The sequence below is a fragment of the Bradyrhizobium sp. TM102 genome (assembly GCF_009176685.1).
In the GTDB taxonomy this organism is placed as follows: Bacteria; Pseudomonadota; Alphaproteobacteria; order Rhizobiales; family Xanthobacteraceae; genus Bradyrhizobium; species Bradyrhizobium ottawaense.
The window spans coordinates 6839124-6851349 of the sequence record NZ_AP021855.1; the positions used below are offsets into that span (position 1 = coordinate 6839124).

The window sequence follows — 12226 nt, forward strand, 5'->3', positions numbered from 1 at the left end:
CCGCGGAGAGTCCCCCTCACCCCAACCCTCTCCCCGCAAGCGGGGAGAGGGAGAGGAAAGCCAGCACCTTCCACCAAAACAGCGGCGAATCCTTCGACGGCGACAGCTCGGGGGTCCAGCCGGTGAGCTTTTCGATCACATAGGTGTCCGCGAGAACACCGCGCCAGCGGCGCTCGACTTCGCCGAGCTGCTCGCGCTTGGCTGGGATGTTCTCCCATAGCGAGGAACGATCGTCCGGCTCGCGGCCGACATAGATGCCGGCATGGCCCTTGATCCGGTCCAGGCCGGGATCGCGGAAATCCTGGAAGCGGCCGCGCTCGTTGATCTCGATGACGGGCACGCGGCCCCTGAACAGCCAGCGCATCATCGCGTAGGTGCGATAGTCCGTGGTGGCGATCCAGGTCGCGCCGGTCTCGTCGAGCGCGGCCTGCGCCCGCGCGGCGACCTGCTCATAGCCGGCCTCGGCGCCGATCGGATCGATCTTGCCGAGGAGATTCCAGGGCGCTGCGACGTAATAGAGGAACACGATGACGACGAAGGCGATGCCCGAGCCGACGGCTGTCTTGGCCCAGAACACCGACGATCTCAGCATACGGGCCGACCAATCCTCCTTCGCCATCGCCGCGAGGTTCACGGCGGCCGCGGCGAAACCGACCGGCCACATGAACATCGGCCAGGTGTCGCCGACCCGAAGCGTGGTCGACTTCGCGAGGAAATACAGAAACGGCACCAGCACCGCCGTCGACAAGAGAATTCCAACGGGCTCGCGCGCGCGATAGCCGCGCCATGCCGTCAGCACCAGCCCGGTCAGCACCACCGGCAGCATGACGAAGCCGACCAGGCCGAACTGCAGGCCGATAAAGTCACCGATGGTCCGCAGCGAGATGCCGTAATTGGCGGTGGCGCGTACGCCCTGGAAACGAAACGAGGCCCAATCGTGCTGCGCATTCCAGACCAGCACCGGCGAAAACACGGCTATTGCGACCAGCACCGCGAGATAAGGGTAAGGACTGCGCAGCCAGCGCCAACGCCAATCCGGCACCAGCAGAAAGGCGGCAACCGCCGGCGCGAACATGATGGCGGTGAATTTCGACAGCATCGAGAGGCCGGCGAACAACCCGGCCGCAAGCCACCAGCGTCCGTCGCCGCTTTGCGCGAGCCGCACCAGCGACCATATCATTGCCACCGCAAACGGGATCATGGCGACATCGGGCGCGACCTTGGCCATCAGCAGGCCGTAATAGAGCGCGGCTTCCGGCATCAGCACCGCGAACAATACGGCGCGCACATCATGGGTGAGGCGGCGGACGACGTCGGCAAGCAGGAGCTGCGTCGCCAGCATCGCGACGATGCCGCCGAAACGGACCCCGAGCGTGGTGTCGCCGAAGATCGCGGTTCCGAAACGGATCAGCCAGGCGATGCCCGGAGGGTGATCGAGGAAGCTGAGCGCGCCCTCCTTCGACCAGGTCCAGTAATAGGCCTCGTCGGTGCGCAGCTCGATCGCGCCGGCGTAGACGATGCGCAGCAGCGTCATCGCGGCGATGACGAGCACGGCGATGACGAGGGGCCGGCGCGCGGCGCCACGGGGAAACACGGTGATATCAGGGGATGTCGTCACGGCCGCGCTTTTCGCCAACCTGGGAGGGGGAGTCAATGTCGGCTGTCCAGACATAGGTGTCGTCCCGGGCAAGCGAAGCGCAGACCCGGGACCCATAACCACAGGGAGGGGTTATGGCACGAGCTGGTAACCACGAGTCTTCGCCAAACCCGACCCTGTGGTTATGGGTCCCGGATCGGCGCGCTTAGGGCGCGCTTGTCCGGGACGACGGCGGAGTGTGAGGCGCCTTCCCGGGCATGTGATCCCCGAACCTGTCCACATCGGGAATTAACCGCTACGCTGGCTGTTCTCCTTCATGAACTGATACAACCGAATCATGGCCACCGCTGCTGCATCCATCTCCGAACTCGTCCGCGGGACCAGCGTGCGGCAGGTGCGGCTCGTCTGCGGCGTGATCCTGTTCTGTTATGTGATCAGCCATTTCCTCAACCATGCGCTCGGCAATATTTCGGTCGAGGCCATGGAGGCCGGGGTCTACTACCACACCGTCTTCTGGCAGTTCCTCCCCGTCTCGATCGTGTTCTACACCGCCGCGCTCACGCATATGGGGCTCGGCATCTACGCGCTGTATCAGCGCCGGCAGTTCCGCTGGCGGACGATCGAGCCGCTTCAGCTCGTGCTGGGCCTCAGCATCCCCGCACTGATCATGGGGCACGTGGTCGGGGTGCGGCTCGGCTACACGCTGTACGATCACCAGAAGCTCTATCCGCAGGAGCTCTATCTGTTCTTCGTCGCGGCGCCGGGCCGGCTCTGGCAGATGACGATCTTGCTTCTCATTGCCTGGGTGCACGGCTGCATCGGGATTTATTTCTGGCTCCGCCTCAAGCCGTTCTTCACGCGCGCCGCACCCTATCTGCTCGCCGCCGCGGTGCTGGTCCCGACATTGTCGCTGCTCGGCATCTACCAGGGCGGCCGCAGTGTCGCGATCGAGGCCGATGACGGGGAATGGCGCACGCACAATCTCACGCGACGCCAGGTCGGCACGGTCGCGGAAGGCAACACGCTCGATCGCATCACCGGCGCCTTCACCGTCACCTATTTTGGGCTGCTGGGCCTGGCGCTGGCGGCACGCGGCGTGCGGGCCTGGCGCGAGCGGCGCGGCGGCATGATCGCGTTGTCCTACGGCAACGGCAAGACGGTGCGGGTTCCCAAGGGTCTCTCCGTGCTGGAAGCGAGCCTGCGCCATAATCTGCCGCATGCCAGCGTCTGCGGCGGCCGCGCCCGCTGCTCGACCTGCCGCATCCGCGTCATCGGCGATCATGGCGTCCTGCCCGAGCCGTCGCAGCGCGAGGCCTTCGTGCTCACCCGCGTCGGCACCAACGACCCCTCGATCAGGCTGGCCTGCCAGCTGCGGCCGACGTCGGATCTCTCCTTCTTCCAGCTCTTCACCCCGCAAACGTCGTCGGCCAACGCGCAGGCCTCGGCGCCGGCGAGGATCGGCCAGGAGCGCTATCTCGTCAGCCTGTTCGTGGACATGCGCGGCTCGACCCAGCTCGCCGAGAAGCGGCTGCCGTTCGATACCGTCTTCATCGTCAACCGCTTCCTCGGCGCGGTGTCGCAGGCCGTGATCGAGAATGGCGGCCAGCCGAACCAGTTCGTCGGCGACGGCATGCTGGCGCTGTTCGGACTCACGGCCGATCCGCAAACCGCCTGCCGGCAGGCGCTGAAGGCTGCCAGCGGCATCGCCACCCATATCGACGAACTGAACGAGCTGCTGAGCCACGATCTTCGCCAGCCGATCCGCTTCGGCATCGGCATTCACGGCGGCGAGGTCATCATCGGCGACATCGGCTATCGCGATCACATCGTCTTCACGGCGCTGGGCGATGCCGTCAACGTTGCCGCCCGCCTGCAGGACATGACCAAGACGCTGGCCTGCGAGGCGATCGTCTCGGACGAAATCCGCGGCACCGCGGGCCTCGCCGACGATACGCTGCCGCAACAGGAGGTCGCGATCCGCGGCCGCGACGAGCCGATGGCCGTGCGCGTCGTCGCGGATGCGCGGGAGCTGGCAGCCCTGGTCGATCGAAGCGAGCGCGTCGCGGCCTGATGTTCGCCTCTCCCCGCCTGCGGGGAGAGGCCGACGCGCGCAGCGCGGCGGGTGAGGGGGACTCTCCGCGAGTCCAACTGCTTCCTCCCTCGCGGAGACTCCCCCTCACCCCAACCCTCTCCCCGCAAGCGGGACGAGGGAGCACACCGCCGCCGCGGTGAGAACTTGGCCACATGCATGTCTCCGTAACACCGGCCTGCTGCAACGCAGCGGCATGGGCCTGCTGCGAAAGCACGAATTGACTTCGTTCAAATCGTTGCGACAGATGAGCGCGGCTCGCGGTGATGACCGCAAGCCAACGAAAAGCTCCGGGAGGGGACCAGATGTTCGATCGACGCGACCTGCTCAAAGGAGCGGGGCTTGCCGCCATGGCGGCCACACTGAATGCCACCAGGGCGTTGGCACTCGACACCGTGACCCTGCCCTTCGCCAATGGCGAACGGCCGCTGGTGAAATACCCGCAGAAGCGGCCGATGATCGGCCTGACCAGCCGGCCGCCGCAGCTCGAGACGCCGTTCGCGATCTTCAACGACGGCCCGATCACGCCGAACAATGCGTTCTTCGTCCGCTATCACCTCTCGGACCTGCCCTACAATCTCGACCCCGACAAGTTCACGCTGGAGGTCAAGGGCAAGGTCGACAAGCCGCTGAAACTTTCACTGAAGGACATCAGGAAGATGAAGGCGACCGAGATCGTCGCCGTCAACCAGTGCTCCGGCAACAGCCGCGGCTTCTTCGAGCCGCGCGTCGCCGGCGGCCAGCTCGCCAACGGCGCCATGGGCAATGCGCGCTGGCGCGGCGTGCCGTTGAAGGCGGTGCTGGAGATGGCCGGCGTGCAGAGCGGCGCCAGGCAGGTCACCTTCAACGGCATGGACGGGCCGGTCAGCGACAAGACGCCTGACTTCGTCAAGGCACTCGACATCGCTCACGCCAGTGACGGCGAGGTGATGCTGGCCTATGGCATGAACGGCGAGGATTTGCCGTTCCTCAACGGGTTCCCCCTGCGCCTGATCGTGCCCGGCTATTACGGCACCTACTGGGTCAAGCACCTCAACGAGATCACCGTCATCGACAACGTCTATGACGGCTTCTGGATGAAGTCCGCCTATCGCATTCCCGATACGCCTGATAACGCGATCGAGCCCGGCACCGCACCGAAGGCGACGATCCCGATCAACCGTTTCACCATCCGCTCCTTCATCACCAGCATCCCCGATGGCGCCAAGCTGAAGGCGGGAGCTGTGACCCTGCGCGGCATCGCCTTCGACGGCGGCAAGGGCATCAAGGAGGTCCAGGTCTCCACCGACGGCGGCAAGACCTGGGTGAGCGCCAAGCTCGGCAAGGATCTCGGCAAATATTCGTTCCGCGAATGGAAGCTGCCGGTGAAGCTTGCGGCGGGAAGCGTTGAGCTCAAGGTGCGCGCCACCGGCAATGGCGGCGAGACGCAGCCGGACACGCCGCGCTGGAACCCGGCGGGATACTTGCGCAACGTCGTCGAAACCGTCCGCGTCACCGTGGCCTGAAAGGAGAATGACCATGCAGCGCACCGCTCTCCTCGCCGTCACGCTCGCCCTCGCCACCGGCCTGACGGCCGTGACCGCGGCGCCCGTCAACTACCAGCTTCCGGACGAGGTCGCCGCCTTCAAGGCGGGGCCCAATCTCGAAATCGTCCAGGGCAATTGCAGCGCCTGCCACTCGGCCGACTACGTCAAGACGCAGCCGCCGATGAAGGACAAGAAGGGCTTCTGGCAGGCCGAGGTGACCAAGATGATCAAGGTCTATGGCGCACCGATCGACGATGCGGATGTCGGCAAGATCGTCGATTATCTGGCGGCGACGTATTGACGGACAGCGCGCAGCACGCCGGCCATTTGACCGCGAAACGGGCAAAACCGGCAAAAACGCCGCGAAGTTGAGCGGAATTCGGCGAAAGGCCGATGTGGTTTGAGCTACCAAGCCGGCCACATTCCGCGTATCCTGTTAGGACCGAACCGGCCGGTTGGCGGGGACTGGCGGTTCGAGATCTCGGAGGAAGACCCGCGGAGAAGTCGTGATGGCTAAAGGTACGGTCAAGTGGTTCAACCCGACGAAGGGTTATGGATTTATCCAGCCTGCGTCGGGCGGCAAGGATGTGTTCGTGCATATCTCGGCAGTGCAGAAAGCCGGTCTGTCGTCCCTGAACGAAGGACAGACGGTGGAATACGAAGAGATCGCAAACCGGGGCAAGACCTCCGCAGAGAACCTCAAAGTATAAGCCCGCCAGCTTTTGCTGCCTCCCGGATCGATCCGGGGGCCGGGCCAAGAAAATTTTAGAAGACGGCCAGTGCATTCGACGACAGGCGTTGCGACTGCACACGGAGAGCTATTTTCCCGCGAGGACCGCTCGTTCAACGCCTCAGCAATGACAATCGCGACGGCACTTCGTCAGCCCACCGGTAACGGTGCGTCGCGCTTGATCTCCTCCATCACCGCATAGGTCCGCGTCTCGCGCACGCCCGGCATCGACAGCAGGGTCTCGCCGAGGAAGCGTCGATACGCCGCCATGTCCGCGAGCCGCGCCTTCACAAGATAGTCGAAGCCGCCGGCAACCATGTGACACTCCAGAACTTCAGGCGCGAGTTTCACCGCGCGCGCAAAACGTTCGAAATTGTCCGGCGTGGTCTTGTCGAGCAGCACCTCGACGAACACCAACAGACCGAGGCCGAGCCGGTGCGGGTTGAGCCGCGCGCCATAGCCTTCGACAAAGCCCTCCCGCTGCAAGCGCTTCAGCCGCTCGCCGATCGAGGTTGGCGACAACCCGATGCGCTCGGCGAGTTCGACATTGGCGATGCGCCCATCCTCCTGCAAAATCGAGAGGATCTTCCGGTCGATTCGATCGAGTTCCATGTTTAATCAGGCCAAGTTGCTTCTTGTCTTCATTTTCTAAGGCAAATTGGCTAGATTGTCTATCGAACTACGGTCACGCGGGCCTTATCCTGGATCTAGCCACAGGACACGCCATGCCGAACATCCCGCCGCCCTTCACCGCCCCCTACGCGCCCGATGATGCCGAGATCGCCGCGCGCCTGTTGCCGGCATCGCATCTGTCCGCGCCGCAGGAGGCCCGGATCGACCGCACCGCGACCCGGCTGATCGAGGCGATCCGCAAGCGCGACGACCGTCTTGCAGGTAGTCTTGGCGGGGTCGAGGACATGCTGCGGGAGTTCGCGCTCTCGACCAAGGAGGGGCTGGCGCTGATGGTGCTGGCCGAGGCCCTGCTGCGCGTGCCGGACGCGCGCACCGCCGACCAGTTCATCGAGGACAAGCTCGGCGAGGGCGACTTCATCCACCACGAGACCAAGTCCACGGCCTTCCTGGTCAACGCCTCGGCCTGGGCGCTCGGCCTGTCGGCGCGGGTGATCCAGCCCGGCGAGACGCCCGACGGCACCATCGGCCGTCTGGTGAAGCGGCTGGGCGCACCTGCGGTGCGCACCGCGACGCGCCAGGCGATGCGGCTGATGGGCAGTCATTTCGTGCTGGGCGAGACCATCGAGCAGGCGCTGGAACGGGGCCGGCCGCGCTCCGGCCAGAAGCCGCGCTATTCCTTCGACATGCTCGGCGAAGGCGCGCGCACGGCCGCCGATGCCAGGCGTTATTTCGATGCCTATGCGAGTGCGATCGAGACGATCGGCAAGTCTGCGGGCAGCAATCCCCTGCCCGACCGGCCCGGCATCTCGGTCAAGCTCTCGGCGCTGCATCCGCGCTTCGAGGCGATCAGCCGCGACCGCGTGATGGCCGAGCTGGTGCCGCTGCTGCTCGACCTCGCGCGGCGCGCCAAAGCGCATAACCTCAACTTCACCGTCGATGCCGAAGAGGCAGACAGGCTCGAGCTGTCGCTCGAAATGATCGCCGCAACGCTCGCCGATCCCTCGCTGAGAGGTTGGGACGGATTTGGCCTCGCCATCCAGGCCTATCAGAAGCGCGCCAGCGCGGTGATCGATTACGTCGACGCGCTCGCCCGCGCGCATGACCGCAGGCTGATGGTGCGGCTGGTCAAGGGGGCCTATTGGGACACCGAGATCAAGCGCGCGCAGGAACGCGGGCTCGACGGCTATCCCGTGTTCACGCGCAAGGCGATGACCGATCTGAACTACGTCGCCTGTGCGACGAAGCTTTTGAGTCTTCGGCCGCGCATCTTCCCGCAATTCGCCACCCACAATGCGCTGACGGTCGCGACCGTGCTGGAGCTTGCCGGGAAGAGCGGCGGATTCGAATTCCAGCGCCTGCACGGCATGGGCGAAGCGCTCTACGAGCAGCTCGCCAAGGATCATCCTGATATCGCCTACCGCACCTATGCGCCGGTCGGCAGCCACCGCGATTTGCTGGCGTATCTTGTGCGTCGCTTGCTGGAGAACGGCGCCAACTCGTCGTTCGTGGCGCAGGCCGCCGATTATCGCGTTCCGGTGCCAGCGCTGTTGCAGCGACCGGCGGACGCCATCGTCCGGCCGCAAGCGGCGGCGCATCCCAAAATCCCGTTGCCCGGTGATCTCTACGCGCCGGAGCGGCGCAATTCGCGCGGCGTCGAGTTCGGCGCACGCGTCGCGCTCGATCATTTGCTCGCTGACGTCAAAGCCGCAGCGACCGAGCTCGAGCCGATTGCGGATGCCACGCCGGATCAAGCCAACGCGGCAGTGACTGCCGCGCGTGTCGGCTTTGCGGCCTGGAGCCGGACACCTGCGGCCACGCGCGCGGCGGCGCTGGAGCAGGCCGCGCATCTCCTGGAGAGCCGCAGCGCCCGCTTCATCGCGCTGCTGCAAATCGAGGGCGGCAAGACGCTCGACGATTCGCTGTCGGAGCTGCGCGAGGCCGCCGATTTCTGCCGCTATTATGCCGCAGAGGGCCGCAAGCTGTTCGGCGTTGATGCGGCAATGCCAGGCCCGACCGGCGAAAGCAACGCGCTCGCGATGCGTGGCCGCGGCGTCTTCGTTGCGATCTCGCCGTGGAATTTTCCGCTGGCGATTTTCCTCGGCCAGGTCACGGCGGCGCTGATGGCTGGCAACAGCGTGGTGGCAAAGGCCGCCGAGCAGACGCCGCGCATCGCGCGCGAGGCCGTGGCCCTGCTGCACGAGGCCGGCATCCCGAAAGATGCGCTGCATCTCGTTGTCGGCGACGGCCGTATCGGTGCCGCCCTGACCGCGCACGCTGATATCGCGGGCGTCGTCTTCACCGGCTCGACCGAGGTCGCCCGCAACATCAACCGGACGCTCGCCGCCAAGGATGGGCCGATCGTGCCGCTGATCGCGGAGACCGGCGGCATCAACGCCATGATCGCGGATGCCACCGCGCTGCCCGAGCAGGTCGCCGACGACGTCGTGACCTCCGCGTTCCGCTCCGCCGGCCAGCGCTGCTCGGCGCTGCGGCTCTTGTTCGTGCAGGAGGACGTCGCCGACCGCATGATCGAGATGATCGCGGGCGCGGCACGCGAGTTGAAGATCGGCGATCCCCGTGACGTCGCGACCCATGTCGGCCCGGTGATCGACATGGAGGCCAAGCAGCGGCTGGACGCCCATATCGCGCGGATGAAGAGTGAGGCGCGACTGCACTTTGCAGGCCACGCGCCGCAAGGCTGCTTCGTCGCGCCGCACATCTTCGAGCTCAAAGACGCCGGCCAGCTCACCGAGGAGGTGTTCGGCCCGATCCTGCACGTCGTGCGCTACCGTGCCGAAAACCTCGAACGCGTGCTGCAGGCGATCGAGCGCACCGGCTACGGCCTCACCCTCGGCGTCCATTCCCGCATCGACGACACCATCGAGGCCATCATCGACCGCGTGCAGGTCGGCAACATCTACGTCAACCGCAACATGATCGGCGCCGTGGTCGGCGTGCAGCCGTTCGGCGGCAACGGCCTGTCCGGAACCGGTCCCAAGGCCGGCGGCCCGCACTACCTCGCGCGCTTCGCGACCGAGCAGACCGTGACGATCAATACGGCCGCAGCCGGCGGCAATGCGGCGTTGCTTGCGGGGGAGGAGTGAGGCCCTGCGCCGAGCGCCGTTGCATCCCGGCAAAACATCAGTCTAATTGCTCCATCACCAGCCCGCACCAATTCCAGCGCGCGGGAAACGACAAGAGCGAGGGAGCAACGCCGCGATGGAAAAAGGCATCTTTTCAGGCCTGAAGGTTCTGGACTGCGCGAGCTTCATCGCAGCGCCCGCGGCGGCGACCGTGCTGTCGGATTTCGGCGCCGACGTCATCAAGATCGAGCCGCCCGGCGCCGGGGATCCCTACCGCAATCTGCCGAATTTGCCCGGCTATCCGACCGGCGAGCACAATTTCGCCTGGCTGCTGGAAGCCCGCAACAAGAAGAGCATCGCGCTCGATCTTGCCAAGCCGGAGGCGCAGGCCGTGCTCTACAAGCTCGTGGCAGAGGCCGACGTCTTCATCACCAACATGCCGCCGCCGGTGCGCGCCAAGCTCGGCATCACCCATGATCACCTCGCCCATCTCAACGACCGGCTGATCTACGCCTCCTTCACCGGCTATGGCGAGAAGGGCGAAGAGGCCAACAAGCCCGGCTTCGACAGCAATGCCTATTGGGCGCGCTCGGGCCTGATGGACCTGGTCCGTGCCGACATCGACACCACCCCGGCCCGCTCGGTCGCCGGCATGGGCGACCACCCCTGCGCCATGGCGTTCTACGGCGCCATCGTCACCGCGCTCTATCAGCGCGAGAAGACCGGCAAGGGCTCGCACGTCGCCTCCAATCTGATGGCGAACGGGGTGTGGGCCGCGAGCGTGCTGGCGCAGGCAAAACTCTGCGGCGCCAAGTTCGGCGAGCGGCGTCCGCGTGAGCGCGCGCTGAACGCAGTCGCCAACCACTATCAATGCAGGGACGGCCGCTGGCTGATCCTGTCGCTGCTGAGCGAGGAGAAGCAGTTTCCGACGCTGGCGAAATGTCTGGGACGCGAAGACCTCATCACCGATCCGCGCTTCGCCACCAAACCCGACCGTCACGCCCGTTCGGTGGAGTTGATCAAGATCTTCGACGAGACTTTCGCGACCAGGGATCTTGCCGAATGGCGCAAGATTCTCGACGGCAACGGCCTCGTGTTCGGCATCGTCGGCATTCTCGACGACATCCCCAACGACAAGCAGATGCTCGACAACGAGGTGCTGGTGCCGTTCGAGAACGACACCATGCTGACCATCTCCAGCCCGATCTGGATCGACGGCACCAAGAAGGTCCAGCCGCGCAAGCCGCCCGCTGTCGGCGAGCACAGTGACGAGATTTTGCGCGAGGCGGGATACGACGAAGCGGCGATCAAGCAGCTGAGGTCGTCGGGGGCGGTGGGCTAGGAGCGCACTCACACTCCGCCGTCGTCCCGAGGCGCGCAAAGCGCGAGCCCGGGACCCATAACCACAGGGAGTGGTTGTGGGCGCGACTGGTCACTCCGAGTCTTCGCCAAACCACGGCCTGTGGCTATGGGTCCCGGATCTTCGCTTCGCTCGTCCGGGACGACAGCGGGGAGACAGCCCGTCTTCACGACCTCCGTCATTGCGCGCAGCGAAGCAATCCAGAGTATCTCCGCGGCTGCATTGCTGGATTGCTTCGCTACGCTCGCAATGACGATGCCGGGCGATCTCGCTATAAACTACCGGCCCAAAACCACGCCGCGAGGTCCCATGCCCAGTTACCGCCTGCACTACTTCCCCGAATCCGGCAACAGCTACAAGCTGGCGCTGATGTTGACGCTTTGCGGCGAGAGGTTCGAGCCGGTCTGGACCGATTTCGGCGGCGGCGTCACGCGCACGGCAGAATGGCGCAAGGCGGTCAACGAGATGGGCGAAATCCCGGTGCTCGAAGTCGATGGGCTGAAGATGACGCAGACTGCGCCGCTCCTCTTGAAGCTCGCCGAGCAGTACGGCCGCTTCGGCGCCGACACGGAGGAAGAGAAGTTCGAGCTGCTGCGCTGGCTGTTCTGGGACAACCACAAGCTCACCGGCTACATGGCGACCTATCGCTTCATGCGGGCCTTCACCGAGAAGAACGATCCGCAAGTGCTGAAACACTTTCGCCGCCGGCTCGAGGACTTCCTCGGCATCCTGGACGGGCATCTTCAGCACAACGCCTTCGCGATCGGCACTAGGCCGACCGTCGCCGACATCTCGATGATGGCCTATCTGCATTATCCGAGCGACGAGCACGGCTTCGATTTCGCCACGAGCCATCCTGCCATCCACGCCTGGCTCGGCCGCATGGCCGCACTGCCCGGCTGGAAGCCGGCGTACGAGCTGCTGCCGGGCAAGCGGATGACGAACTACGCGACGTGAGGGTGCGAGCACTGAACCCCCAGCCCCGTCATGGCCGGGCTTGTCCCGGCCATGACGAAAGAGAGCGCAGCTACCGCAGCGACAGCCAGCCGAGCGTGAACAGGATGCCACCGACGATAACGGCCATCGCGATCGCCCAGATGCTGACGCGGGCGCCGCCGGTGACCTGCTTGACTTCCTCGTTGCGTGCAATCTCGCGATTGCGCTCCTTGTTGGCGTCGCCGGTATTCGTCATGAATCATCCAAATCGC

General features: G+C 65.4%; 10 protein-coding genes. 7 read left to right on the top strand and 3 right to left on the bottom strand.

Annotated elements, in window-relative coordinates; all coding sequences use genetic code 11:
- Positions 1–16: 16 nt before the first annotated feature.
- Positions 17–1534 (bottom strand): glycosyltransferase family 39 protein, encoded by a 1518-nt coding sequence (locus tag GDN70_RS32290; RefSeq protein ID WP_050995706.1) that lies wholly within the window; start codon positions 1532–1534, stop codon positions 17–19.
- Between the two features lie 400 nt (positions 1535–1934).
- Here GDN70_RS32290 and GDN70_RS32295 point away from each other — a divergent pair, with 400 nt between their 5' ends.
- The 4 genes from GDN70_RS32295 (at position 1935) to GDN70_RS32310 (ending at position 5922) form a co-directional block, all read left to right on the top strand.
- Positions 1935–3668 (top strand): adenylate/guanylate cyclase domain-containing protein, encoded by a 1734-nt coding sequence (locus GDN70_RS32295; RefSeq protein WP_152103527.1) that lies wholly within the window; start codon positions 1935–1937, stop codon positions 3666–3668.
- A gap of 323 nt (positions 3669–3991) precedes the next feature.
- Positions 3992–5191, top strand: a complete 1200-nt coding sequence (locus GDN70_RS32300) for a molybdopterin-dependent oxidoreductase (protein ID WP_038971047.1) — start codon at positions 3992–3994, stop codon at positions 5189–5191.
- Positions 5192–5204: 13 nt separating this feature from the next.
- Entirely contained in the window at positions 5205–5513 is a 309-nt protein-coding gene (locus GDN70_RS32305; protein WP_038971048.1) for a sulfite:cytochrome C oxidoreductase subunit B, read from the top strand.
- 208 nt (positions 5514–5721) lie between these two features.
- A complete protein-coding gene (locus tag GDN70_RS32310) occupies positions 5722–5922 on the top strand; it encodes a cold-shock protein (RefSeq protein ID WP_008134691.1) in 201 nt (66 codons plus the stop codon).
- A 170-nt stretch (positions 5923–6092) separates the two neighbouring features.
- On the opposite strand, the gene GDN70_RS32315 is transcribed toward GDN70_RS32310, so the two are convergent.
- Positions 6093–6554: an Lrp/AsnC ligand binding domain-containing protein gene (locus GDN70_RS32315; RefSeq protein WP_018317238.1), complete on the bottom strand. Its 462-nt coding sequence runs from the start codon at positions 6552–6554 to the stop codon at positions 6093–6095.
- Between the two features lie 113 nt (positions 6555–6667).
- Between GDN70_RS32315 and putA the strand changes: the two genes are divergently transcribed.
- From putA to GDN70_RS32330, 3 genes are all read left to right on the top strand, one after another.
- Entirely contained in the window at positions 6668–9679 is a 3012-nt protein-coding gene (gene putA, locus GDN70_RS32320; protein WP_152103528.1) for a bifunctional proline dehydrogenase/L-glutamate gamma-semialdehyde dehydrogenase PutA, read from the top strand.
- A 115-nt stretch (positions 9680–9794) separates the two neighbouring features.
- Entirely contained in the window at positions 9795–11000 is a 1206-nt protein-coding gene (locus tag GDN70_RS32325; protein ID WP_028140413.1) for a CaiB/BaiF CoA-transferase family protein, read from the top strand.
- Between the two features lie 327 nt (positions 11001–11327).
- Entirely contained in the window at positions 11328–11975 is a 648-nt protein-coding gene (locus GDN70_RS32330) for a glutathione S-transferase family protein (RefSeq protein ID WP_028140414.1), read from the top strand.
- Between the two features lie 70 nt (positions 11976–12045).
- On the opposite strand, the gene GDN70_RS35295 is transcribed toward GDN70_RS32330, so the two are convergent.
- Positions 12046–12210 carry a hypothetical protein gene (locus GDN70_RS35295; RefSeq protein WP_162832258.1) on the bottom strand — a complete coding sequence of 55 codons (165 nt, stop codon included), beginning with the start codon at positions 12208–12210 and terminating at the stop codon, positions 12046–12048.
- Between the last annotated feature and the right edge of the window lie 16 nt (positions 12211–12226).

Bases quoted from the DNA above. Each gene is read 5' to 3' on its own strand.
- GDN70_RS32290 (WP_050995706.1), bottom strand. From the start codon at position 1,534: ATGACGCTGCTGCGCATCGTCTACGCCGGCGCGATCGAGCTGCGCACC.
- GDN70_RS32295 (WP_152103527.1), top strand. From the start codon at position 1,935: ATGGCCACCGCTGCTGCATCCATCTCCGAACTCGTCCGCGGGACCAGC.
- GDN70_RS32300 (WP_038971047.1), top strand. From the start codon at position 3,992: ATGTTCGATCGACGCGACCTGCTCAAAGGAGCGGGGCTTGCCGCCATG.
- GDN70_RS32305 (WP_038971048.1), top strand. From the start codon at position 5,205: ATGCAGCGCACCGCTCTCCTCGCCGTCACGCTCGCCCTCGCCACCGGC.
- GDN70_RS32310 (WP_008134691.1), top strand. From the start codon at position 5,722: ATGGCTAAAGGTACGGTCAAGTGGTTCAACCCGACGAAGGGTTATGGA.
- GDN70_RS32315 (WP_018317238.1), bottom strand. From the start codon at position 6,554: ATGGAACTCGATCGAATCGACCGGAAGATCCTCTCGATTTTGCAGGAG.
- putA (WP_152103528.1), top strand. From the start codon at position 6,668: ATGCCGAACATCCCGCCGCCCTTCACCGCCCCCTACGCGCCCGATGAT.
- GDN70_RS32325 (WP_028140413.1), top strand. From the start codon at position 9,795: ATGGAAAAAGGCATCTTTTCAGGCCTGAAGGTTCTGGACTGCGCGAGC.
- GDN70_RS32330 (WP_028140414.1), top strand. From the start codon at position 11,328: ATGCCCAGTTACCGCCTGCACTACTTCCCCGAATCCGGCAACAGCTAC.
- GDN70_RS35295 (WP_162832258.1), bottom strand. From the start codon at position 12,210: ATGACGAATACCGGCGACGCCAACAAGGAGCGCAATCGCGAGATTGCA.